The following is a 24394-nucleotide window of genomic DNA, read 5'->3' on the forward strand; positions in this document are numbered from 1 at the left end:
CGGAGGCCCCGCCGCGCCCGGGGTCAGTCCCAGTGCGGAGGGCGCTGGGACAGGTACCAGTCGTCGTCGAAGCCCGACCCGGACCGCTCGCCCCAGCCCTCGTCCCGGTCGTCGGCGGACCGCTCGTCCTCCAGGGACACCTCGCGCTCCTCCTCGGGCTCGGGAGCCGGCTCGGGAACGGGCCCCGCGGCGGGTCCCGCGGCGGGTCCTGTCTCGCGGGCGTTCACGACGCGTCCGCCTCGGCCGGCACGGGCGTGCGGTCCTCGTCCCGCACGTCCACCGCCCCGTCGGCGGGCTCCGCGGGTCCGGCCCGGTCGAGGTCGACGACCCACGGCAGCTCGTGACCGGCGTCGGCCAGCGTGTCCCGCCACAGCGCGGCGAGACGGCCCGCCTCGGCGTCCGCGTCGGCGAACACGTCGGCCGTCAGGACCCGCACGTAGCGCCAGCCGCGGCGCTCGAGCTCGGTGGGGCCGTCGACCTCACGGTCCACGACGTCACCCGCGGCCCAGGCCGCGTCGTCGAGCTCGACGGCCAGGGCCGGCCCGACGCCGGCGCGGGCCCGCTCGTCGCGCACGACGAGCGCCAGGCGGTGCGACGCGCCGACCTCGCACTCCACGGGCAGGCCCACGCGGCGGCAGGCCGCGGCGAGCGCCCGCACGACCGCGTCGGCCCCCGGGCGGTCCGGCGCCGACCCGCCCGGCTCCTCGGCCAGCAGCTCGTCGCGCTCCCAGGCGACGGCCGTGCGGGCGAGCAGGTCCCGGCCGTCGGCGAGGTCGTCCTCGCCGGTGCGCCCGGCGCTCCAGCCGGAGTCGTCGAGCACGAGCGTCGTGCGCAACCGGCTGCGCGTCAACGCCATCCACGCCTCGGCCCGCCCCGTGGGGACGCCGTCGCCGCCCTCGCCCGCAGCGCCCAGGGCCGGGCCGTTCAGCACGGCGTCGGTGACGACGAGGACGTGGTCGCGGCGTTCACCGGTCCAGCGCACGGGGGTGCCGACGAGCAGGGGCTCACGGCCGACGGCCAGCGGGAGCTCCTCCTCCAGCGCCTGCCGCCGGACGGTGTCGGCGAGCAGCTCGGCGCCGGCCGCGTCGGGCACGACGATCCCCAGCGACTCCTCCGGGTGGGCGCGCAGCGCGGCCAGGGCCGTGTCCAGCACCAGGTCCACCAGGGCGTCCGGACCCCGCCGGGCTCCCGGCGGCCGGTCGGACGTGCGGGCGGTGGCGCGTCCGTCGCGGCCCGGGCCGGGCAGCGACGTCTCGGCCACGGGCACCGGGACGGCCGACAGCAGGGTGTCGTCCAGGAGGGCGTGCTGACGGTCCAGCCGCAGCGTGGGCAGCACGGCCCCGACGTCGGCGAACAGGCTCTGGGCCACCGGCCGGGACGGCGACTGCTCGTCCCGGGCGGTCGCCACGTCGGCGGGGCCGGGCAGGTCGGGGTCACCGACGACGAGGACGCGCACGCCGCGCGAGAGCGCCGGCAGCGCCGAGGACGTCGTCGTGGCCTGCGCCCCGAGGACGACGAGCAGGTCGGCGTCCTCGACCCGCTCGGCCAGGGCGGCCACCCCGGCGGTGGACAGCGCCGTGACGGGCAGCAGGTCCGCGTCGGAGGTCCTGGCCCGGGCGTCGAGGTCGGCCCGCACCGCCGCGGCCCGCACCCGGCGCCGGGCCGCCACGGCGAGCTGCAGCTCGTGGCGCGCCGAGCGCAGCGCGGCCGCCTCCCCCGTCCCGACCAGCGGGTCGACCATGGAGACGGCGTCCAGGACGCCCGACCACCAGGCCGCTTCGACCTCCGAGGGCAGGTGCAGGCTGCCGGGGCCCGTCCAGCGCGCCCGCAGGTCCTCCAGCAGGCCGTCCCAGCCGGCCGCCTCGAGCTCCTCGAGCAGCACGGTGCGCCGCGGCAGGGGCTCCAGCGCCGCCGCGTCGGCCGCGAGCGCCCGCAGCAGCGTGGTGAGCTCGGGCAGCTGGACCTCCAGCAGCGACGCCGCCCCGAGCCCGGTCCAGGTGCGTTCGGGCAGGACCAGGGCGAGCTCGGTCAGCTCGTGCCGGACGGCGTCCACGGCCGCGGCGAGGGCGTCGAGGTCGTCGGGGACGCGGGGGGCGTTGTCCCGCACCGACACGCGCTGCCAGCGCAGCCGCTGGGAGCGGGCGGCCTGCAGCCAGTCGTGCAGGGTCGGCAGGTCCTCGGCGCTGACCTCCGGGCGCAGCAGGGCCCGGGCCTCGCGCCGCAGCCGCCAGCGGCGCACCCAGCCCTGGCGCACCTCGTGCTCGCGCCGCCACTGCGCGGTGGCCGTGGCCGCGGCCACGTCCCCCAGCGACTGCGCGAAGACCTCCGGGCCGAAGCGGTCGACGGTGGCGCGCACGCCGGCGAGCAGGTCCGTGCGGTCGACGGCCTCGGCCACCGAGGCCGCTCCCCGCAGCCCCGCCGCGTCGCAGACGGTCGCCAGCAGGGCCCGCAGGGCGGGCAGCCGCTGGCCCAGGAGGTCCTCGACCCGGCCCAGGGCCCGGGCCGCCGCCTCGGGCGTGCGCAGGGCCGCGCCCGCCCACGGCGTGGTGCCGGGCCCGACGGTGAAGGCCCCGAGCTCGACGGCCTCGACGACCGCGTCCTGCCAGTGGGCGAGGTCCTCGCGCGAGCAGGCCGTGAGGGCCTGCCCGCGCAGCCGGCGGCTGGTCGTGGGGGGCTGGGGCCGTTCGGCCAGCGTCAGCAGCGCCTCCACGGCCTCGGCGGCGCTGACGGCCCACGGTTCGCGCAACCGGTGCAGCGCGCGGGCGTGCTCGTCGAGCACGGTGGCCGGGCCGCCGACGTCGGGGTCGGCGCCCGGGGTCCGGTCGGTCAAGCAGCGGGCCTCGAGCTCGCGGCGCGCCGCCGCCCGCTGCAGGCCGGCGTCGTCGGCCGAGTCGTCCAGGTCGGCGACCAGGTGCAGCAGCAGGCGCCCGAACCCGTTGTCGCGCAAGCGCTCGTCGACGGCGCGGCGGTCGGCGGCGGAGTCGGCGACCAGCAGGACCCGGCGACCGGCGGCGACCTCGGAGGCGACGACGGCCGCGGCCACCTGGGTCGCTCCGGTGCCCGTGGGGGCGTGCAGCCGCAGGTCGTGCCCGGCCAGGACGGCCTCGACGGCCTGCCGCTGCGCCGGGTCCAGGCAGAACCCCTCGGCGGCGGGCGGCACCCGCTCGTCCCCGGCCAGCGGGGGCGGCGCGGCCACGGCGCGCTGCTCGGCGATGGCCGCCACGACCCGGTGCTCGCGCGCGAGCGCCCCCCGCCGGCGCAGGTCGGCCAGCAGGTCGGCGCCGGGGTCGGCGAAGGTGCCCAGCAGCAGCCGGCGCTCGACCCGCAGACCGCGCACGCCGGTGAGCTGGCGGCGCAGCTCGTCCATCGCCGGGTTGGGGTCGAAGCCCCAGTGGGCCCCCACGGCGGTGGCGATGCGCCGGGTGTCGAGGTCGACGCCGAGCTCGCTGCGCACGACCCGCACCAGGACGGGGTTGACGATGACCTCCGGCGCCAGCTGCACCACGAAGTCGTCGAGGGCCTCGGTCGCCGGCGTCAGGGTGCAGCGGCGCAGCAGGACGGGCGTGCGCCGCGGCGCGCGCAGGGTCGACGGGAGGACCGCCTCGGCCAGCTCGCGCGCGTCGGCCTCCTCGGCCAGCGACCAGCCGGCGGTGCCGACGGCCACGGCCAGCGACCGCGTGCCCCGCTGCGCCAGCAGCGCCCCCGCGAGCCGGTGGGTGGTGCGGGCACGGCGCCGGGCCTCGGTGAACGCCCCGGACTCGCGCACGAGGCTGCTCAGCGGGGCGGGCCCGCCCGCGAGCAGCTGGGCCAGGCCGGAGGGGTGGGCGGTGGTCAGGTCCAGCACGGCGTCCGTCCCCACGGGGCAGTCCAGCAGCGCGGACGTGCCCCCCAGGGCCTGCGCCTCCGCCCACCAGCGCCGCCGCGTGGAGTCGGGACCGGTCGCGGCAGAAGACGTCACGCCTCCAAGGTTAGGCGTCGCGGACCGGTGATCCGGTCAGGCGCGACCGGCCGGCACCCGCCCGGGCGAAGGGCCCGGCGGGGCCGGCTCAGCCCAGGGTCTCGCTGGCCCCGTCGCGCATCGAGGGCACGACCCGGGCGGGGCCCTGCCCGCGCGAGAACGCCACGAGGGTGACGTCGTCGCGGGCCCGGCCGCCGCTGTGGCGCCGCGCCACGTCGAGCGCCTCGTCGACGAGGGCCTGCGGGGTCAGCTCCGGCAGCCGTCCCAGCGCCTTGAGGACGCCCGCGATGCCCAGCTCGTCCGTGCTGCCCGTGGGACGGGCCTCGGTGAGCCCGTCGGTGAACACGACGAGCAGCGATCCGGGGGCCAGGGAGGCGGTCCGCGTCCGCCAGCTGCCCGGCTCGTCGAGGTGCAACCAGGACAGCAGGGGGCCGGTGGGCTCGAGCTCGGTGACCACCCGCACCCCGTCGCCGTCGTCGGCGCGCAGCACCAGCGGCGCCGGGTGCCCGGCGTTGGCGTACGTGACCGTGCCCGAGTCCGGGTCGACGACCACGACCACGCAGCTGGCGAACCGCTCGGCCTCGTCGGAGAACACGCGCGCGGCCATCGCCAGCGCCAGGTCCGGTTCGGGGGCCAGGTGCAGCGCGGCCTCCAGGAGCCGCTTGAGCTGGATGGCGACGATGCCGGCCCGGGCGCCGTGGCCGGACACGTCGGCCACGACGACCGCGAACCGGCCGTCCTTCAGGGGCAGCACGTCGTACCAGTCCCCCGCCAGCAACCCCTCGGCCGGGCGCAGCGCGGCCGCCGAGGACCACCCGGGCACGACGGGCAGGTCGTGCGCGGTCAGCTGGTCGCGGACCTCCGCCACCAGGGGCTGCCCCTGCTGGAGGGCCTCGCGCGCCGAGACGGCGTCGGCGAGCTCGTCGAGGATGCGCCGGCGCATCGTCTCGGCCGAGGCGGCGACGGCGGCCAGCTCGGGCGGGCCGGGCAGCGAGACCGGGGTCTGCAGGTCGCCGCCGCCGACCCGGAGCAGCTGCTCAGACAGCGACCCGAGCGGGTGGATGACCCAGCGGCGGACCAGGTAGAGCACCGCGGGGACCAGGAGCAGGGAGACGGCGGCGACGACGAACTGGATCTCGCGCGCACGGTTGCGTTCCGCCACGGCCTGGTCGCGCTCACGGTCCTGCAGGGTCCTGAGCGTGGTGTGCAGGGGGTCCAGGTCGCGGTAGAAGGTCAAGAAGGCGGCGGCCGCGGGCTCGTCGGCGATGGAATCGCTCAGCCCCTGAGCGTCCGCCCTCTGTTTGTAGTCGCCCTGCGCGTCGACCTGGGCGCGCCAGTCCGCGGCGTCGGCCAGCACGACCTCCAGCTCCTGGCGCACGACGGGGTTCTCCTCGCGCCCGGCGGCGGCCACCAGCACCGCACGGGTGTCGTCGTACTTCTGCAGCAGCTCCCGGCGCGCCGCACCCTGGGTCCGCAGCCGGTCCAGGGTGGAGGCCGTGATGTAGAGCTGGTGGGTCGACTGGGCCTCGACCATGGTCCGCTGCAGGGCGTCCACCTGCTCGACCAGCCGACCTGCCGCGCTGGAGGTCTCGGCGGCCTCGTTCTGCGCTCCCCGCAGGGCGCTGCCCAGCAGCAGGACGGTCAGGACGAGGACGATCACGAGGAACGCCCCGCCCATGACCGAGACGCGCCGCTGCAGCGACGTGCGGGTCATGAGGCGGTGCCACGCGCTGGTCACGGCCACCAGGTCCGCCACCCCCTCGTCCGCGCACCGGTGGCGATCACCGGCGGGTCGGCTCACACCTTGTCATCCCCGGGCCCCGAGGTGTCACACGTGTCGGCCGTCCGGGGGGTTCCCGGGCGCGCGCCGAGCGTGCGGACGCGGTAGGGCTGAGGGGTGAACGACTCCCGCTGGCCCTCCGACCTGGTCCTCGTCCGGCACGGGCAGTCGACGGGGAACCTCGCCGACGCCCACGCCCGTTCCACCCACGCCGAGGTGGTCGACGTCGCCGAGCGCGACGCCGACGTCCCCCTGTCCGCCCTCGGCGTGGCGCAGGCGCAGGCCGTGGCGCGCTGGCTGGCGCAGGACCCGCAGGCCCCGCCCGTGCCCGAGGTGGTCGTCGCCTCCCCGTACCTGCGGGCCCGGGACACCGCTGAGGCGATCGTCCGCGGGCTGCACGAGCAGGGGGTGGACCTGCCGTTGCGCACCGACGAGCGGCTGCGCGAACGCGACCTGGGCTGGTGGGACGGCCTGACGGGCCGGGGGGTGCGGGCCCGGTTCCCCGAGGAGGCCGAGCGCAGGCGCCGCATCGGCAAGTTCTACTACCGCCCCCCGGGCGGGGAGAGCTGGTGCGACGTGGCGCTGCGGGTGCGCAGCGTCCTGTCGACGCTGCGCGAGGACCACCCGGGGCAGCGGGTCCTCGTCGTCTCGCACCAGGCGGTGATCATGAACTTCCGGCTGGTGCTGGAGGACCTCGACGAGCCGACACTGCTGCGCCTGGACGCCGAGGAGCCGCTGGCGAACTGCTCGGTGACCGCCTACCGCGGCGACGGCGGGCGCCCCGTCCTGGACCGCGCCGGGGACGTCAGCGCCGTCCGCGACGTGCGGGTGACCGACGACCCGGTGGACGACGAACCCCGAGGGGCGGTGGCGCGGTGAGCGCGACGGGCGCGGACGGGGCGGTCACCGTCACCTCCGCGGTGCTGCGCGAGTGGCCGCTGCCCGCCCCGGGGGTCGGCAAGGAGTCGCGCGGGCGGACGGTCGTGGTCGGCGGCAGCACGCGCACGCCCGGGGCGGTGCTGCTGGCCGCGGAGTCGGCGGTGCGCGCGGGGGCGGGCAAGCTGCAGGTGGCGACGACGCGCGACACGGCGACCGCGCTGGGCGTCGCCCTGCCCGAGGCCCTGGTGCTGCCGCTGGCGCAGACGCCCGGCGGGGGGATCGACCCGTCCGCCGGCACCGACGAGGAACTGCTGGACCTGGTGGGCGGCGCGCACGCGGCGCTGCTGGGCATCGGGGCGATCGGCGAGGACGACGTGCGGGCGCTGCTGGAGGCGCTCGTGCCCCGGGTGGACGACGGCGTCGTGGTGCTCGACGCCCTCGGCCTGGCGCCCGTGACGGCCGACGCGACCTTCCTGCACCACCTGCGGGGCCGGGCGGTCCTGACGCCGAACCTCAGCGAGCTGGCCATCGTCCTGGGTGCCGCGCCCGAGGAGGTGGAGGCCGACGTGGGCGCCGCGACCCGGGAGCTGGCCCGGCGCAGCCGCTGCACGGTCGCGGCCGGTGGCGGCGAGTCGTGGATCGCCGACCCCGACGGCCGGTGCTGGCGCGACCCCTCCGGGGGTGTCGGCCTGGGCGTGTCGGGGTCCGGGGACGTGCTGGCGGGCATCGTGACGGGCCTGTGCGCCCGTGGCGCGGACCCGACGCAGGCCGCGGTCTGGGGTGCGCACCTGCACGGTCGTGCCGGTGACCGGCTCGCCAGCGCGGTCGGCCGGCTCGGCTTCCTCGCCCGGGAGCTGCCGGCTCAGGTGCCGGCCGTGCTCGCCGAGATCGAGGTCTGACTCAGGCCAGCAGCGCGGCGGCGCTGGCGACGACGTCGGCGGTCGGGACCTGGAGCTGCCAGGTCGTCGCCGAACGGTTGTCGCAGGCGTCGGGGTCGCCGCCCGCGCCGGCCCACGTCTGGGGCTGGGCGGTGACCTTCCACGCGGCGCTGCCCCGCTGGCGCGCGCGGGCCGCGAGCCCGGCGTCACCGGCGCGCTGGGCGGCCTCGGCGAGGACGTCCACGGCGCGACCGAGGGAACGGGCGTCGTAGAAGGACAGGGTCAGGCCGGTCTCGGCGGCGGAGGTGGAGACGAGGATGCACCCGGACTCCTGGAGCGCCACGGCGAGGGCGGCGACGGCGGCCTGCTCGCGCGGGGCGCGCCGCGGGGCGGGGACCCGGTGGGTGCCGGCGCCGGCGGTGCGGGTGGTGGTGACGGACATGCGGGACGACTCCTCGAGTGACGGCAGCGGCCGGGTGTCGGAGTCCCCGTCGACTGCGCCCGACACCCGAACGAGCCATCGGTCGGTGTTCCTTGCGCCTTGAGTGTAGGCACTCCGTTCGGGCGATCCCGACCACACCCCCCGCGTGTTCGCTTGCAGCACAGGCCGTTTCCAACTACCGGGCGTCGTAGTTCGGGGATGTCGAACGAACCGGGACACCGTGCGACCGTCGCCCCGGCGAGCCCGGTAAGGTGAGGACAGCGCCTCTATAGCTCAGGGGATAGAGCATCGGTTTCCTAAACCGTGTGTCGCAGGTTCGAATCCTGCTAGGGGCACCGCGCCACGACGCCGGCCGGAGCGCCGGCACGGATCCCCGCCGCCCCGCGAGGACGACGGGGCCCCGCCTCACCCCCCGGCGGCGATGTCCACCCACCCGAGCTTGCCGTTCGTCCCGCCGATGCCGTCGAGCGTGAGCCGGCCGTCGGCCACGACCACCCGGGCGCTCGCGGTGAAGAAGCGGGTGGTGGACGTCGGCGTGGTGGGCGCGAGCACCGTGACCTGACCGGGCTGGCCGCGCTCGGCCGTCACCGCGTACGTCGAGTTGAACGCGGTGGCGTCCCCCACGCCGACCGTGACCGTGTAGGTGCCGTTGGGCAGCGCGTACTCCCAGGTGCCCCGGGTCTGCGCCGTCGCCTGGGACAGGATCAGCGTGTCCGAGCGCTGGTCCGGCGAGGAGGCGGACCCGCGCACGCGCCCGTTGCCGACGAGCGAGAGCGGCTGCCGGCTGGTCTCCCCGACCCAGCCGTAGCCCCGGGTGGTGTCGTAGGCCTGCCCGTAGTCGCGCACCGAGTCGGCGGCCAGGGGGCCGGTCTGCGTGGTGAAGTCGACGCTGGCCCCGCCGAACCCGCTGGCGGGCACGACGTCCACGAAGTCGAGCTTGGTGTTCGTGCCGCCGGTGGCGTCCAGCGTCAGCCTGCCGTTCGTCACGGCGACCCGGGCGGTGCTCTTGCGCCACGGCGTGGACGACGTGGGCACGAAGCCGTCGACGACGACCTTCTCGCTGCTCGTGCCGCCCTGCGCGACGATCCGGTGCCGGGAGTTGGTCGCCGTGGCGTCCCCCACGACCACGGTCACGTCGTAGGTGCCGTCGGGCAGCGTGGTGACCCAGCGTCCCGGGGTCGTGTTCCCGCTGCCGGCGGGCGCCTGCACCAGGATGAACGAGGTGTAGCGGACGTCCGGTGCGGCGCTGGAGGTGCGCACCCGGGTGTTGGCGCTCAGGTCCAGCGGGTTGCCCGCCAGGTCCTGCCACCCGCGGGTGCCGTCGAAGGGCGCCCCCGCGTCCCGGCTGTACCCGTCGGCCAGCGTCGCGGTCTTCGGCTGGAAGCTCACCTTCAGGCTCGTGCTGGCCGGCTGCGCGGGTTTGAGCAGGGTGATCGCGCCGCTGGTGAGGTCCGTCTCGTTGAGGTACTCCGCGACGTAGACGACGCCGCTGACCGGGTCGGTGACCACGCCGAGGGGGTTGGTGAAGACGAGCCGCTGCCCGGGGGCGTCGGCGTCGGCAATGGTGGCGGAGGAGACGGGCTTGCCGGCGGAGTCCAGGCTCACCGCGAGCAGGTCGTCACCGTTGGAGTACTCGGAGACGATGAAGCTGCCGCGCAGCTTGCCGCCGAAGGCGCCGGTGCTGCGGTACTCCGCCGCCCCGTTCGGCGAGCGGTGCACCCCGAGGTTGAGGTCGGGCGACTGCCAGTCGGCCTCGGGCCTGGTCCCCACGGGGTACTGCCGGACCTCCCAGGGGTCGACGCCCGAGGTCGGGTTGGCCCCGTTGAGCGCGTAGTGGCCGGTGGAGGGGTTGGGGTGGCCGTAGTACTTGCCGGCGACGATGCGCGTGAAGAAGTCCGCGTAGGCGGGGACGTCCTCGAGGTGCGGGGACGCCCCGTCGGGCGAGGCCGGGGTGTTGCCGCCGTCCGCGGACTCGTTGACCGGCGCGTAGAGCTTGCCGTTGGAGGCCCAGACCAGGGTGTAGGGGTTGCGGACCCCGGAGGCGTAGACCTTCACCGGGGCCCCGGCGGCGCCGGGCCGGTAGCCGACCGCGGGGGCCGACCCGTCGGCCGGAGCCGGGTCGGAGGTGTCCGTGTTGACGTTGACCGCCACTCCCGGCCGGAAGAGCGTGGTGTCGTGGACGTCGGCGACGAGGATGGCCGCCGACATCGGCTGCTCCCCGCGGTCGCCCCAGTAGACGTCGGTGTCCCCGTAGGCGGTGTTGGCGCCCTGGGCGATGTAGAGGCGGCCGTCGGGACCGAACGCGAGGCCGTTGGTCATGTGGTCGTACCGCGAGCGCGGCAGGCCGATGATCACCGGGCTGGCCGTCGCGGCGCTGAGCGCGCCCCCGCTCTTCAGCCGCAGCAGGGAGACCGCCCCGGAGGAGCGGGGCGCGTCCTCGGCGATCCCGTAGTTGTTGGTGACGTAGAGGGCCGTGGGGTCGGCGGGGTCGAAGGCGAGACCGGTGATGATCCGGTCGCCGAAGGGCTGGACGGTCTCGGGGGCGGACAGGGTGCCGTCGGCGGCCCGGGCGTAGCGGACCAGGGACCCCGTGTAGGTGCCGACGTAGAGGCGCCCGTCGGGTCCCAGGGCCATGACGGAGGGTTTCGCGACGCTCGTCGTGGCCGCGCGGCGGAAGGCGTAGGGCGAGACCGGTGGTGAGCTGTTGTCGGTGCGGAACGCGCTGGAGTAGCTGAGGAACGCCTGCCCGTCCTTGGTGCGCAGCGCGGTGGTGGTGCGCACGGTGTACTTGGTGTTGGCGGAGAGGTTGCGCGCGGGGGTGAAGCTGATGGTGCCGCCCGCCGCGTCGCTGTTCAGCGTCAGCGGGACGTCGCCGTCGGGGCCGACCAGGTGCACGCTGGCCGCGGTCGTCGTGTCGTCCACCGGCTCGGTGATGGCGAGGCTGACCGAGGTGTCGAGCCGGACGCCGGTCGCCCCGTCCGCGGGCAGCGTCGAGGTGATGCGCGGCGCCGGGACGGCGGGGGTCGCGGTGGACGGCTCCAGGGTGAGCGAGGTGAGCTTGGTGTTCACCCCGCCCGTCGCGTCGACCGTGAGGCGGCCGTCGTCGACGGCGACCACCACGGTCGCGCTCGCCGTCGGCTGGGCGGCCGTGGGCACGAAGTCCTTCACCGCCTCGACGCCCTCCACGCTCACCCGGTGGGTGCTGTCCAGGCAGCAGTACGCCCCGGTCGCGGTCTTGCCCGTGTCGCCCACGCCGACGGTGACCGAGTACACCCCGTCGGGCACGCTGTACTCCCAGCGCCCGCCCGCGACGACGAGCCCCGAACCGCTGGGCCGCTGCAGGTGGATGAACGAGTTCTCGGGGCTGGTGCCGGTGCGCTGGCGCGTCTCGGCCGACAGGTCCACCGGGGTCTCGTCCGCGAAGCGGACCCATCCGTAACCGCGGGTCGCGTCGAAACCCAGGCCGGTGTCGGTCGTCCAGCCGGCCACGGCCGGCGAACTCGCCGGCGCGAAGTCGATCTGCGCGGTCGTCGGCGGTGCGGCCGCCGCGGTGGTCGCCGCGGTGATGGCCGACGCGCCGACGAGCCCGGACGCGGCGAGCGCCGCGCCCAGGACGGTCAGCGCTCTGCCGGTGCGCCGGTAGGCACCCATGTGTTCTCCCCCGAATCCCCCGCCGAGCACGGTGGCCGCACGAGTTTCCACGGCGCTGATCGGCTCGGTCGGGACGACGGTAGCGAGGCCGCGCGGGCAGGAGAAGGACATCGGGGGAATCGGCGGCTACCGCCGATCGAGTGAACTACTCACGGTCCACAGTTGGTCACTCAGAATGGTTCTCGTGGTGCCCGCCGGGGGAGGAACCGGCCCGGCGCACGACCGGGCTCAGCGCCGCAGGCTCACCCGGGGCAGGTCGGCCCGCGACACCCCCTGGGCCGGGACGAGGCTCTTCGGGCGGCAGCAGGCGGGCGAGCAGAAGGTGTACATGACGACGAGGCGGTCGACCGTCTTGGCGTGCCCCCCGCGGTGCAGGCCGAGGGTGTCGGCCCAGGCGACGTCCCCCGCCCGGCCCAGCGCCTCGACCATCACCGGCTCCTCGAACGTGGCGTCGATCAGTTCGTCCTCGACGCGGAACCCGATGCCGTCCCACTGCGACGGCAGTTTGATCTTGCGGCCCTGCGGGGTGTTGGTGCCCTTGACGTACCGGAGCGGACCGGCACCGGCGGGCACGTCGTCGACGTAGAGGAACGCCTTGAGGATCTTGGTGTCCTCCAGCAGGTCGCGGTGCCACTTCTGGGACTTCGAGGCCGGCGCGTCCGTGGCCAGGTTCTGCCAGACGTTGACGTCGTGCAGGCGGACCCGCGTCTCGAAGTACGCCTCCGCGATGCCCAGGACCTGCTCCTGCAGGGCGAACTGCACCAGCGGGTCCCTCGGGTCCACCTCCGGTCGGGTGCCCAGGAGCTCGACCAGGTAGTCCTTGGAGCGGGCACCCACCCCGTCGCGGGCGAGGGCGGCCCGCCGCTCCTCGATCACCGTGGCGTGCTCGGCCTTCAGCGCACGGACGCGGTCCTGGACCCGGTCGAGGAGCGCCGCGTCCGGACCGAGCAGCGCGCGGCTGTCGGCGACGATGACGCCGTCGCGCCGCAGGGTGCGCACCACGTCCTGGGCCGGGGCCGACAGGGCCGGGGGGTTCTGCCGGTACCGCAGGGTGGAGACGAGGTTGAACCCGTAGCGGGACACGACCGGGTTCTCGCAGCGCACCCTCCGCCACGCCTGCCCCAGCGACCGACGCGCCTTGCGGAAGACCTGGGGAACCTCACCGGTCGCCCCCTGAGCCGACACCTCTGCCACCACGTCCTGCCTCCGCCCGCTCCACGACCCGTTGCCGATCCCTGCGTCCGGCGGAGTTCCCGGCAGGACGGCGCGGCAGCCGGCCGAGGGCCAGCCCCGACCGTTCGCCCCGACCTGTCGTCCCCCCGGGCGGACCACGTGTCACACCCGCGAGGGGGATTCTAGGTGGCCACCCACCGCCCGTGGGCGCGCTGTCACGGAGCAGTTCGCGAACAGTGACCGAAGACCTTCCGGACTGAAACTCTGAGTGGTGGATCAGTCACTCAAACGACAATATTTCGGGCCCCCGCCCCGCGCACCGGACCCGCCACCGCCGCCGCGTGACCAAGACCACGCGCCACCGACCTCGCGACGGGACCACGCGCTGCCCGCCGACGGCGCGCAGGCCGCCTCGAACGCCGCCCGACGACGGCACGTGCCGATACGCTCCGAGCGACCCCGGTGCCCACCGGGTCGATCCCGCCTGCACCCGGCGGCTGCTCGTGATCACCGAGTCGCCGGGGCCGACGACTGGGAGGTCCCCCCACGTGAGCATCGGTGAGTTCCTGATCGCCCTGCGCCGCAGACGCGCGCTGGTCGTTGTCCTCCTCCTGCTGCCCCTGGTGGCGGCGGTGGTGTTCTCCCTGGTGCGGGGGAAGACCTACGAGGCGACCGCGCAGGCCTTCGTCAGCACGCCCTCCAGCGTCGCGGCACCGGACCAGGTGGTGCAGGGTTCGCAGTTCGCGCAGACCCGCGCGGAGTCCTACGCCCTGCTCGCCCGCACGGAGACCGTCACCGGTCCCGCCATCACCTCGCTCGGGCTCAAGCTCACCCCCCAGCAGCTGGCCCGCGAGATCTCGACGTCGGTCACCCTCGACACCGTCATCATCGACATCACCGTGGAGGACACCTCCGCGCAGCGGGCCGCCGACATCGCCAACGCCGTCGGCAAGCAGCTGGTGAGCGCCGTCGGCACCCTGGAGGCGCAGAGCGGCGCGACGAGCCCCGTCGCGGTGACCATCGTGCAGCCCGCCACCGCGCCGACCTCCCCCGCCGGCCCGGGCTGGCTCCTCGTGCTGGGGCTGGGCCTGGTCGCCGGGCTGGCGCTGGCCGTCTGCGGCGCCCTCGTCGCGGAGTCCCTGGCCGCCTCGCGCGCCCGCGCGGTCCCCGCCGGGACCTCACTGCGGGGTGAGGGCGCGCCGCGGGAGACCCGCGCCGGCAGCGGCAGCTGATGGCGGCGCCCGTCTCCTCGGCGCCGCAGGCGCCACCGCGCCCCTCCGCGGGAGCCCCGGGGGGTCCCGGGGTGGCGACGGGGACCGGGCCCCTGCCCACGCTGCAGCGCCCCCCCGCCCGGCACGGCACGCTCGCCTTCGTCCTGGCGTTCGCCGCGGTCGTCGTGAACCTGCTGGACGTGTGGGTCTACCCCACGGCGACCAGCGACGCCGTCGGCATCAAGGCCGCCGGGATCCGGGTCACCGACCTGCTGGCCGTGGCCGCGCTGGCGATCGGGGCGGTCAACGTCCTCGCGGGCCGGGTCGCCCTGCCGCGGCCCGTGGTCCTGCCCCTGGTCCTGGTGACCGCGGCGTGGACGGCGGGGACGGTCGTCGGCCTGGCCAACGGCCACGACGGCCGGCTGATCTTCGGCCAGTGGCACCTCGTGCTCTACGTCTGGGCCCTGCTCGTGGCGTGGGCCGGGGCGCCCGACGCGCTGCTGCGACGCGGCGAGGTCCTGCTCCCCTGGCTGACGCTCGTCGTGGCCGTCGGGCTGGTGCTGACCGGCGGCGGCGGCGACCCGTACACCGTGGTCGCCGCCGTGGCCGCCGTCGCCCTCGTGCGCAGCCGGCTGCTGGTCGCGCTGCCCCTGCTCGTGCTGGCCGTCGTGCTCGTCGGCCTGGGCGGCCAGCGGGCCGCCCTGCTGTTCTCGCTGCCGCCGCTGGTGCTCGCCGTGCTGCTGCGGGTGCGCAGCCGCCACCCGTCGCGGCGCGCGCTCGGGGTCAGCGCCGCCGTCACCGCCGTCCTGGCCCTGGTGGGACTGGCGACGGCCGGCACCGTCGCGACCTTCGTCTCCAAGGTCGTGGACGCGACCTTCCGCCGCACGGGGAAGGTGGAGTCGAGCCACTCGCGGCTGGACCAGGCCACCATCGCGCTGCGGGAGATCCGCGACTCGCCCTGGCTGGGGCGGGGACTGGGCTTCGAGTACAAGCTCTACGACCGGCCCACCAACCGCTCGGCGATGACCGCCCTGACGCACGACGTGTACCTCGACCTGCCGCTGCGCCTGGGGCTGGTGGCCACCGGCGTGCTGGTCGTGGTCCTCGCGGTGTGCGCCCTGCAGGTCCTGCTGCGCCTGCCGCGGCTGCTGCCGCTGCAGGTCGCCGCGCTGGGGGTGCTGCTGGGCCTGCTCGGCAAGGGCGCGGTCGAGTCGATCCTCGACAAGCCCCGCCTGATGCTCCTCGTCGCCTGGCTCGTGGTGACCGTCCTCACCGCGCGGCGCACCCTGCCGCACGCCACCTCCCCGGAGACCGTCGCGACCCGCTGAGCGTTCGCCCACCCGCCCGCGGTGCGCGTCCCGCCGGACGCGCACCGCGGGCGCGACCACGGCACCGCCCGCCGCTGCGGACGTCACTGCGGACGTCACTGCTGACGTCGCTGCAGGTGCCGCCGACCGGCGGGTGAGACCGGTCTGCCGGGTCGGGGCGCGACGGGCGGGTGACGCGCGCCGGGCCCGCGGTGCCGGCCGGTCCCGGACGGTGGAGCCGTGGCCCGCCCCGGCCTGGACGTCTCGACGCCCGTCGCGCCCGGACGTCCTGCGGCGCAACCGGTCCCGGGCCGGCGCACCACCGCGGTACGGACCGTCCACCGACCACTGCTGGACCACCGGGTTCCCGCGGACATACCGCACAGTCGATCGAGAAACCACGTCATCCGCGTGTGAAATAACTCTCGTACCCCTTGATCACCACCGGCGCACCCCTGCTGACCTGCGACGAAGTAGTTGAACGCGCGCCGTGAGTCCGTCGATCGTGACGCCTCCGGGGGGCGAAATGGTCACGCAAACTAGCGATCTGGTCACTCTTTCGGGCAGATTGCCACCCGATCGGGCTAACCGATCACATTCGACGCCGCACCCAGCGGCACACCGAGTGCGACGCGGTGACGCGGGGAAGGGCTGTGCGGTCAGGGGGGGGCAAGGCCGAGTGCAACCGTTCTCCGGCGCGTCGCTCTCCTGAACCCGGAAGAGAGCCATGCCCCTCCTCACGCCATCCTCGACGTCCCGAGACGACAGGCCCACCGGCACCACGACCACCCGTCCGCTGCGCACCGGCGCGCGGACCGCTCTCGCCGCCCGGTTCGGCACGGCGCTCGCGGTGGCCGGCACCCTGCTCGCCGGGGCCGTGCTGCAGGCCCCGCCCGCCCAGGCGGGGACGGGCACGCTGCACGGGGCGTTCGTCCGCCCGGCGACCGACACCGGCGCCTTCGCCAGCCTGACGGGCCGCAAGCTGCAGCTGGTGACCGGGTTCCTGCCCGAGACCAGCTGGTCGCAGATCACCGACCCCTACCCCATGAACCAGTGGAAGGGGAAGGGCTACCGGATGCACTGGTCGGTGCCGATGCTCCCGGACTCGGGGGCCTCCATCCAGACCGGCGCCACCGGTGCCTACAACAAGTACTTCGTGAAAGTCGCCCAGAACCTCGTCAACACCGGCCAGTCCAACGCCATCGTGCGCCTGGGGTGGGAGATGAACTGCTCCTGCCAGACGTGGAGCGCGAAGAACGACCCCACCTCGTACATCAAGTACTGGCGGCAGGTGGTCAGCGCGATGCGTGGCGTGTCGGGGCAGAAGTTCACCTTCCTCTGGGCCCCCGGCAGCGGGAACTCCCTCGGGACGTTCGACACCGACCGGGCCTACCCCGGGGACGCCTACGTCGACGCGATCGGCGCCTCCCTCTACGACCACAGCGAGAACTTCGCCCCCTCGGACTACGTGGGGCGCTGGGGCCACTTCTACGACCAGGACTACGGCCTGAAGTGGCTGGCGAGCTTCGGCAAGCAGCACGGCAAGCCGATCGCCCTGGCCGAGTGGGGGCTCAGCAGCCTCTCCAGCGGGTGGGGCGGCGGCGACGACCCGTACTTCATCAAGAAGGTCTACGAGTACGTGGCCACCAACAACGTCCTCTTCGAGAGCTACTTCAACTACGACCCCAGCAGCGCCGAGCGGCACCGGATCACGGGCAGCACCTTCCCCAAGGCCAAGGCGCAGTACGCGCAGCTGTGGAAGCAGGGTTTCGTCGCGAGCGCGACGGCCACCTCCACCGGTCGCGTCGCCACCTCGAGCGACGTCCTGCAGTGGACGAAGAACTCGGACCGTTCGGGGACCGCCTACGCGCTCTCGGGCGCCTCGATCCACGACTTCGCCTACGTCACGGCCAAGGTCTCCTCGTCGCAGGCCAGCCGGGTGAGCTTCTACCTGGACAAGGCGACCTCGAGCACGCCGACGCACAGCGAGTCCGACGCCCCGTTCGACCTGTACGGGGTCTCGGCCATCTCCGGGCGCGCGAACCCGCTGGACGGTTCGGCGCTGAGCGCGGGCACGCACACCCTGACCGTCGTGATCACCGACTGGAAGGGCGCCAAGCGGACCGTCTCCTCGACGTTCACCGCGGGGTGAGGTCCGCGCCGGGGGTCCCGACAGGACCCCCGGCGCGGCCGGGTCGTGGCGGCGGCAGGACGACCGGTGGGCCGCACCGCGGGGGCGTTGTCCGCCGCCGTACAAACTCTCCGCGCTGGATCACTTGCTCTGCGTGAGATGGATCAGGGTGTTGCTCACATCTGAGGGACGGATGCACTGCGACCGGTGACCAGGACCACCCGAACGCAGTACCGTCAGCCTCGCGAGCGGCCTCTGCAGCGGGCCGCCCCGGACACCGGAGGGCATCATCACCTCGACGCGCGACCGCGGCACGCGGTACCGACTCACGATCGCCGCGACCGCGGCAGGCACCGTGCTCCTGCCGATGGTCCACGCCTCGGCAGCCGGCGCGGCCACGGTCGACCCGAGCACCCGCACCAGCGCGCGGGTGAACTTCCAGAGCCAGGCCGCCACCGCGCCCGCCGGTTACACCGCGGACTACGGACAGGCCTGGAGCGACACCACGGGGTCCGGGTGGCTGGACGACAACACCTCCGCGCCCGCCTCCCTGGTCGGCAACGGCCGCCAGCGCAACTCGAGCGTCTCGCCGGACAAGCGCTACGACACGTTCATCCAGATGCAGCAGACGACGGCCTCCACCGGCGGCACGCTGACCCCGGGCCGGTGGGAGTACGCCCTGGCCAACGGCACGTACGACGTGACGGTCGCCGTCGGGGACGCCACCGCCTACAACTCCACCTACACGATCACCGCCGAGCCGGGGACCCCGAACGCCGTCACCGTGATCGACGCCGTCAAGCCCACCTCGGCGGCCCCCTTCACCACGGTCACCAAGCGCGTGACCGTCTCCGACGGCCGCCTCACGCTCTCCCCGCGCGGCGGCGTCAACACCAAGATCGACTTCGTCGACGTGGTGGCCGTGCCGAGCACCCCCACCGACACCACCGCGCCGGTCGCGACGGTCTCCCTGGCCGGTGACCAGGACGGCACGGGCGCCTACACCAGCGACGTCACCGTGACCGCCGGCGCCACCGACGAGGCCGGCGGCAGCGGGGTCGCGGGCATCACCTACTCCCTCGACGGCGGTCCCGCCCTGCCCTACAGCGGCCCGTTCGCGGTCGCCGACGCCGGCGCGCACTCCCTGACCGTCACGGCGACCGACGGGGCGGGCAACACGGGGACCGCCACGACCTCCTGGACCCGCGCCACCAGCGAACCGGCCGGCACCCTCGTGGTCAGCTCGCCCGACGACGCGGTGCTCGGGCTGCCCACCTCCCGGCTGATCTTCAGCACGGTCAAGTCGCGCCCGACCCCGCCCGCGCGGGCCTTCACCTTCACCAACACCGGCGGCACCGCCCTGACCCTGTCCGGGCTGGCCACGGGCGGGGAGGACGCGAGCAGCTTCGCGCTGGCCCCGGGGCAGCCCAGCAGCGTCACGGTGCCCGCGCACGGCACGACGAACGTGCAGGTCGTCTTCACCCCGACCGACCCGACGAACTGCCCGACCTCCACGAACACCACGGCCATCGCCGACATGATCCGCAAGGCCACCCTGACCTACACCACCAGCAGCGGTGCCGGGTCGGTCGACCTGTCCGGCGTCGTCACCTGCAACGTCGAGGGCAACAACGAGCCCACCCTGCAGCAGGTCACCGACAGCCTCGGCTACAACGTCAAGACCTACCGGACCTACGGCAACGAGCGCTTCCTCGGCGCGCAGCGCTACCAAGCCGGCTCGGACGAGGTCTACAGCCCGTACTTCACCGCGGCCACGCCGGGGACGCCGGTCACCCTGACCCCCGTCGCCCACTACGGCAGCCGCAACACCGCGGCCTCGGGCTACGGGCGCACCGGGTGGATCGCGCAGGGCGCCGTCGGCGCCACGGCGTGCAGCTCCACCTGCAAGCAGCTGTTCACCTTCCCCGGTGACACGTCCTCCTCCTACACGGAGAACCAGAAGCTGATGCCGGCCGTCACCGGCACCACCTCCTTCACGCCCACCGGCGGCTTCGGGCTGTACCACGGCGACTACGGCGACGTGAACTACACCGACGACGGCTTCAACCTGGCGCGCACCACCACGGGCGCCACGATCAGCCCGGCGCACTACGTGCACAGCATCCGCGTCTACCCCGCCTACACGGCCGACCGGACCCTGATCCCCGGCACCTGGATCGTGGGCGTCGACATCACCCGGGTGCCCGCGTACAAGAACAACGACTTCGAGGACGTCGTGTTCGTGCTGCGCAACGCCACACCGGCCGTGCCCGCGGCCCCCCAGCCCGGCGCGGCCACCACGGTGAACCTCGCCGCCGGCGGCACCGTCGGCAGCGGCTGCCAGGTCACCGGCTTCGACGGCGTCGTGCCGAACACGGCCGGCACCCAGTGCAACGCGGCGAACCTGGCGTTCACCTCCGCCGGCCTGCAGATGACCTCCACCGCCGGGCAGTTCCCGAACGGCAACCAGCAGAACGCGTTGTACAAGTCGTTCGACGCCTCCACCGGCCCGTTCACCGTCACGGCCCGGGTCAAGGGGCCGATCACCACCCTGTCCCAGCCCTACCAGCAGGTGGCGGCGTTCTTCGGCCCGGACCAGAGCAACTTCGTCAAGGCCGAGATCGAGTACCAGGGCACCGGCACCGACCCGCACGCGACGTTCTTCTTCGACGAGAAGGGGACGGCGAAGACGATCGCCACCACGTCGCTGCCCGGGGTGACCTCGGCCAGCACCGTGGACCTCATCATCAAGGCGAACACCAGCGTGCCGGACCCGATCGCCTCGACGTCGGACCCGAACAAGGTGCGCGGGTACCCGCTCGACCAGGTGTCGGTGTACTACTCGATCGACGGCGGGGCCGCCGTGCAGATCGGCACCGCGCCGGTCAGCCCCGCCGACGTCTCGAAGTGGTTCAGCCGCTCGGCCCGGGCCGGGGTCCTGGTCTCCGGCGGGGGCAGCAGCACCCCGTACACGGCGACGTTCTCCCGCTTCGCCGTCACCGCCGGCTGATCAACCACCCGGCACCACCTGCACCACCGCACCACCGCGCCGCCGTCGTCGCGCCGTCACAGCCCGGCACCGCGGGAGGACCTCCCGCGGTGCCGGTGACCACCGACAACCCACGACCGCTGCGGAGGCACCCCCTGAGAAGCGTCATGGTCACCAAGTTCACGCCCTTCCCCGCCGACGGCGGCGGCAAGCTGCGCTCGCTGGCGGTGCTGCGCCGGCTGGCCTCGATGGGCCCGACGACGCTGTGCTGCTTCGCCGACGGCACCGGTGACGCCGACGCCCTGCGGGCGGAGGGCATCACGGTGCACGAGGTGCCGTGGACCCCCGGGCCCCTCACCGTGGCGAAGGGGATCCTGCCCGCGGGCAGCCTCTCGGCGGCCCGCTTCCACGACGCGCGCCTGGCCGCCGTGGTCCGCGAGCAGGTGGCCCGGCAGCGGCCGGACCTGCTGCAGGTGGAGTACTCCCAGCTCGCGCCCCACCTGCGCGCCGAGGGCGCCAGGGTGCGGGCGCTGGACTGCCACAACGCGGAGGCCGCCCTCGTCGCCAGTTACGCGGCCTCGGCGCCGCCCCTGCGCAAGGTGGCGGCCCTCGTCGAGGCCCGCCTGCTCGAGCGCGTGGAGCGCGCCGGTCTGCTGGCGGCCGACCTCGTCTCCGTGGTGAGCGCCAAGGACGCCGAACGCCTGCCGGTGCAGCCGCGCCGGCTGGTCACCGCGCTCAACGGCTGGGAGCCCCGCCCCCTGCTGGAGCCCGCGAGCGACCCCGTGGCCGTGTTCGTCGGCGTGCTCGGCTGGCAGCCGAACGCCGACGCCGCCCAGTGGCTCGCCCAGCAGGTCTGGCCCCACGTCCGGGCCTCCCTGCCGCAGGCCCGGGCCTCCCTCGTGGGGCGCAACCCCTCCCCCGCGACGCTCGCCCTCGCCGGCGACGGGCTGACCGTCACCGGCACCGTCCCCGACGTGCAGCCCTACCTGCAGCAGGCCCGCGTCGCGCTGGCCCCGCTGCGCGCGGGGGGCGGCACGCGGCTGAAGATCCTCGAGGCGCTGGCCGCGGGCCGCCCCGTCGTGGCCACCTCGGTCGGCGCCGACGGGCTGGAGGACCTCGTCGGGTCCGGGGTGGTCGTCGCCGACGACCCGCGCGAGTTCGCGGCCCGCGTCGTGGAACTGCTCGACGACCCCGCACGGGCGCAGGACCTCGGGCGCGCGGGCGCCGCCGCCGTGGCGGACCGCTACAGCTGGGACCGGGTGCTGACCCCCTGGGCGGACGCCGTGCAGGAGCTCGTCGCCCGCGCCGACCCCGAACCGCCCCGGGCCTCCCCCGCCCGCACCCTGCCCCGTCCCCGACCGGGGCAGGCCCTGGCCGGCGACGGCGTCGCCGGGTCGGCGTCGACGGTGATCACCGACCTCCAGCAGTCCACCCTGGCCGCCTTCCGGCCGCTGCTGGAGGGCCGCGACGTGGCGCTGCTGGACTTCCCCAACCACAGCAACTGCGGGGACAGCGCCATCTGGCGCGGGGAGGTCGCCGTCGCCGAGGCCCTGGGGTGCCGGGTGGTGTACCGCTGCGAGACCGGCACCTACCGGCGCGAGGACATCGCCAGGCTGCCGGAGTCCACGGCCGTCCTCCTGCACGGCGGGGGCAACTTCGGCGACCTGTGGCCGCACTTCCACGCCTTCCGCGAGCGGGTCATCGCCGACTTCCCCGACCGCCGCATCATCCAGATGCCGCAGTCCATCCACTTCCAGGACCCGGCCGCGCTGCGCCGCACGCAGCAGCTCATCGCCGCCCACCGCGACTTCGTGCTCGTGGTCCGCGACCACCAGAGCCACGCCCTCGCGCGCACGTCCTTCGACTGCCAGGTCCTGCTCGCCCCGGACATGGCCTTCATGCTGGGCGCCCGTCCCCGCACCCACGCCGCGACGCAGCCGATCCTGGCCCTGGCGCGCACCGACCACGAGACCCTCGGCGAGGCACTGGACCCGGTGGCCCGGGCCGAGGGCCTGAACCCCGTCGACTGGGGCCGGCCGCGCCCGCCGGCCCACCACCCCGAGGGGTTCCTCATCCGGCTGGACCTCGGCCTGGACCGGTTGCCGCCGCCGCTGCGCACCCTCGGGCTCCTGGAGCGCCGGCAGGGGTGGATCTACGAGTGGCAGGCGGAGAAGCAGCTCCAGCGGGGTCTGGAGCACCTCAGCCGTGGGGAGGTCGTGGTGACCGACCGGCTGCACGCGCACCTGCTGGCGGAGCTGCTGGGCATCCCGCACGTCGCCATGGACTCCGGCTACGGCAAGATCCGCAGCTACCACGAGACGTGGCTCGCCGACTCCCCCCTGGCCCACGTCGAGACGACGGCCAAGGGGGCCGTGGAGAAGGCGCGCCAGCTGAGCGAGGAACTGGTCGCCCGGTGACGGCCCCGTCGGACCCCTCGGCCCCGGAGGCGGGCCCGGCGTCGCCCGAGGCCCCCGCGACCGGGCGGGCGCACGGCGTGGGCGCGCGCGCGATGCGCGGCGCGCTGTGGTCGGTGCTGGAGAAGTGGGGTTCGCGCCTCACCCAGCTGCTCGTCTTCGTGCTGCTGGGCCGGCTGCTGGACCCGACCGTCTTCGGGGTGATCGCGCTCGCGTCCGTGGTGCTGGACCTGGTGCGCATCCTCGTCGACCAGGGTTTCAGCCAGGCCATCGTCGTGGAGAAGGAGCCCGACCGGGCCTTCCTGAGCACCGCCTTCTGGGTGGGTCTGGCCACCTCGGCGGCCCTGACCGCGGCGATGTTCTTCACCGCCCCGCTCGTGGCGGACTTCTACGACGAGCCGCAGCTGGTGGGCGTCCTGCGCTGGCTCTCCCTGGGCTTCGTGCTGCAGGCCGCCTCCAGCGTGCCGACGGCCCTGCTGTCCCGGGAGTTCAGGTTCCGCGAGCTCGCCCAGCGCCGTCTGGTGTCCGTCTTCCTGGGGGGCCTGGCCGGGGTGGTGCTCGCCGCCTGCGGGGCGGGCGTGTGGAGCCTGGTCACCCAGACCCTGGTCACCACGGGCAGCGCCGTCGCCATCCTCTACGCGGCGACGCGGTTCCGCCCCAGCCTCACCTTCGCCCGCGGGCACTGGCGGCGGCTGGTGCGCTTCAGCGGTGGCGTGCTCGGGGTCGACCTCATGACCTGGCTGGTGAACAACGTCGACAAGCTCATCGTGGGCGCGGTGCTGGGCACGAAGGCGCTGGGGTACTACTACATCGCCTGGCGCATCCTCATGCTCGTCACCGAGGTGATGACGGGGGTGATGTCCGCCGTCGCGCTGCCGGTGTTCTCCCGGATGAGCGACGACCGGGAGCTGACCGTCCGGGCCCTGTTCCGGGCCACCAAGCTCTCCGTCTCGCTCGCCGCGCCGATCTTCATCGCCGTCCTGGTGCTGGCTCCCGACCTCGTCCCGGTGGTCTTCGGGTCCCAGTGGCGCGACGCGGTCCCGCTGACCCAGGTCCTGAGCGTGGTCGGCCTGGTGTACTCCGTCACCTTCTTCGACCGCAGCGTGCTGTACGCCGCGGGACGGCCCGGTCTGGAGCTCATCGTCTCCGCGGCCACCGCGGCGGGGACGGCGGCCGCCGCGTTCGTCGGCTCCCAGTGGAGCCTGATGCTCGTGTGCGTCCTGCTCGCGGTCCGCTCCTACGGCCTGTGGCCGTTGCGCCTGACGTTCCTGCACAAGGTCACCGGGCTGTCCGTCGCGCGGTACCTCCTGCAGTGGGTGCGCCCGGTGCTGGCCACCGCGCCGGCCGCCGGTGCCGGCCTCGCCGTCCGCGCGCTGCTGGACGACACCTACCCGGTGCTCCGGCTGGTCCTGGCCGGGACGGCGATGGGGGCGGTCTTCCTGCTGGCGCTCCTGGTCATCGACCGCCGCTTCGTGCGCGAGACCGCCTCGATGCTCCGTTCGGCCGGACGGCGTCGGGGCGGCGGCGGTGCCCCGGCCCCGGTGACCGCCCCGGCCGGGGCGGAGGGCTGACCCTGCGCCG

At 74.8% G+C, this 24394-nt stretch carries 14 protein-coding genes and 1 tRNA gene; 9 read left to right on the forward strand and 6 right to left on the reverse strand.

Features of this window, described 5'->3' with window-relative positions:
- Nucleotides 1-23: 23 nt before the first annotated feature.
- From CLV37_RS17900 to CLV37_RS17910, 3 genes are all read right to left on the reverse strand, one after another.
- Nucleotides 24-227: a hypothetical protein gene (locus CLV37_RS17900; protein WP_106212882.1), complete on the reverse strand. Its 204-nt coding sequence runs from the start codon at nucleotides 225-227 to the stop codon at nucleotides 24-26.
- Nucleotides 224-3958, reverse strand: a complete 3735-nt coding sequence (locus CLV37_RS27730) for a hypothetical protein (protein ID WP_106212884.1) — start codon at nucleotides 3956-3958, stop codon at nucleotides 224-226. The genes CLV37_RS17900 and CLV37_RS27730 overlap by 4 nt, the downstream gene beginning before the upstream one ends.
- 88 nt (nucleotides 3959-4046) lie before the next feature.
- Nucleotides 4047-5714, reverse strand: a complete 1668-nt coding sequence (locus CLV37_RS17910) for a PP2C family protein-serine/threonine phosphatase (RefSeq protein WP_106212886.1) — start codon at nucleotides 5712-5714, stop codon at nucleotides 4047-4049.
- 141 nt (nucleotides 5715-5855) lie between these two features.
- On the opposite strand from CLV37_RS17910, the gene CLV37_RS17915 reads away from it, so the two are divergent.
- Nucleotides 5856-6617 carry a histidine phosphatase family protein gene (locus CLV37_RS17915; protein WP_106212888.1) on the forward strand — a complete coding sequence of 254 codons (762 nt, stop codon included), beginning with the start codon at nucleotides 5856-5858 and terminating at the stop codon, nucleotides 6615-6617.
- Complete coding sequence (locus CLV37_RS17920) at nucleotides 6614-7516, forward strand: NAD(P)H-hydrate dehydratase (protein ID WP_106212890.1); 903 nt, start codon at nucleotides 6614-6616, stop codon at nucleotides 7514-7516. The genes CLV37_RS17915 and CLV37_RS17920 overlap by 4 nt, the downstream gene beginning before the upstream one ends.
- Nucleotide 7517: 1 nt before the next feature.
- Here the strand turns inward: CLV37_RS17920 and CLV37_RS17925 are convergent, their stop codons facing one another.
- Complete coding sequence (locus CLV37_RS17925) at nucleotides 7518-7937, reverse strand: hypothetical protein (RefSeq protein WP_146149468.1); 420 nt, start codon at nucleotides 7935-7937, stop codon at nucleotides 7518-7520.
- 262 nt (nucleotides 7938-8199) lie between these two features.
- Here CLV37_RS17925 and CLV37_RS17930 point away from each other — a divergent pair.
- Nucleotides 8200-8272, forward strand: a tRNA-Arg gene (locus tag CLV37_RS17930).
- Between the two features lie 70 nt (nucleotides 8273-8342).
- Here the strand turns inward: CLV37_RS17930 and CLV37_RS17935 are convergent.
- The gene (locus CLV37_RS17935) at nucleotides 8343-11588 is read right to left on the reverse strand and encodes a PQQ-dependent sugar dehydrogenase (RefSeq protein ID WP_146149469.1); all 3246 of its coding nucleotides are present in this window, start codon (nucleotides 11586-11588) and stop codon (nucleotides 8343-8345) included.
- Nucleotides 11589-11816: 228 nt separating this feature from the next.
- A complete protein-coding gene (locus CLV37_RS17940) occupies nucleotides 11817-12671 on the reverse strand; it encodes a phytanoyl-CoA dioxygenase family protein (protein WP_146149470.1) in 855 nt (284 codons plus the stop codon).
- A 638-nt stretch (nucleotides 12672-13309) separates the two neighbouring features.
- Here CLV37_RS17940 and CLV37_RS17945 point away from each other — a divergent pair.
- The 6 genes from CLV37_RS17945 (at nucleotide 13310) to CLV37_RS17975 (ending at nucleotide 24384) form a co-directional block, all read left to right on the forward strand.
- Nucleotides 13310-13993 carry a YveK family protein gene (locus CLV37_RS17945; RefSeq protein ID WP_146149471.1) on the forward strand — a complete coding sequence of 228 codons (684 nt, stop codon included), beginning with the start codon at nucleotides 13310-13312 and terminating at the stop codon, nucleotides 13991-13993.
- Nucleotides 13994-14064: 71 nt separating this feature from the next.
- On the forward strand, nucleotides 14065-15300 hold the full coding sequence (locus tag CLV37_RS17950; RefSeq protein ID WP_170127343.1) for an O-antigen ligase family protein: 1236 nt from the start codon (nucleotides 14065-14067) through the stop codon (nucleotides 15298-15300).
- 706 nt (nucleotides 15301-16006) lie between these two features.
- Entirely contained in the window at nucleotides 16007-17431 is a 1425-nt protein-coding gene (locus tag CLV37_RS17955; protein ID WP_106212903.1) for a glycosyl hydrolase, read from the forward strand.
- Between the two features lie 334 nt (nucleotides 17432-17765).
- A complete protein-coding gene (locus CLV37_RS17965) occupies nucleotides 17766-20420 on the forward strand; it encodes an OmpL47-type beta-barrel domain-containing protein (RefSeq protein WP_106212908.1) in 2655 nt (884 codons plus the stop codon).
- 146 nt (nucleotides 20421-20566) lie between these two features.
- Entirely contained in the window at nucleotides 20567-22816 is a 2250-nt protein-coding gene (locus tag CLV37_RS17970; protein ID WP_106212910.1) for a glycosyltransferase, read from the forward strand.
- Entirely contained in the window at nucleotides 22813-24384 is a 1572-nt protein-coding gene (locus tag CLV37_RS17975; protein WP_106212912.1) for a lipopolysaccharide biosynthesis protein, read from the forward strand. The genes CLV37_RS17970 and CLV37_RS17975 overlap by 4 nt, the downstream gene beginning before the upstream one ends.
- The last annotated feature ends 10 nt before the right edge of the window (nucleotides 24385-24394 follow it).

The organism is Kineococcus rhizosphaerae (assembly GCF_003002055.1).
Lineage (GTDB): Bacteria > Actinomycetota > Actinomycetes > Actinomycetales > Kineococcaceae > Kineococcus > Kineococcus rhizosphaerae.

Bases quoted from the DNA above. Each gene is read 5' to 3' on its own strand.
- CLV37_RS17925 (WP_146149468.1), bottom strand. From the start codon at position 7,937: ATGTCCGTCACCACCACCCGCACCGCCGGCGCCGGCACCCACCGGGTC.
- CLV37_RS17955 (WP_106212903.1), top strand. From the start codon at position 16,007: ATGCCCCTCCTCACGCCATCCTCGACGTCCCGAGACGACAGGCCCACC.
- CLV37_RS17970 (WP_106212910.1), top strand. From the start codon at position 20,567: ATGGTCACCAAGTTCACGCCCTTCCCCGCCGACGGCGGCGGCAAGCTG.
- CLV37_RS17935 (WP_146149469.1), bottom strand. From the start codon at position 11,588: ATGGGTGCCTACCGGCGCACCGGCAGAGCGCTGACCGTCCTGGGCGCG.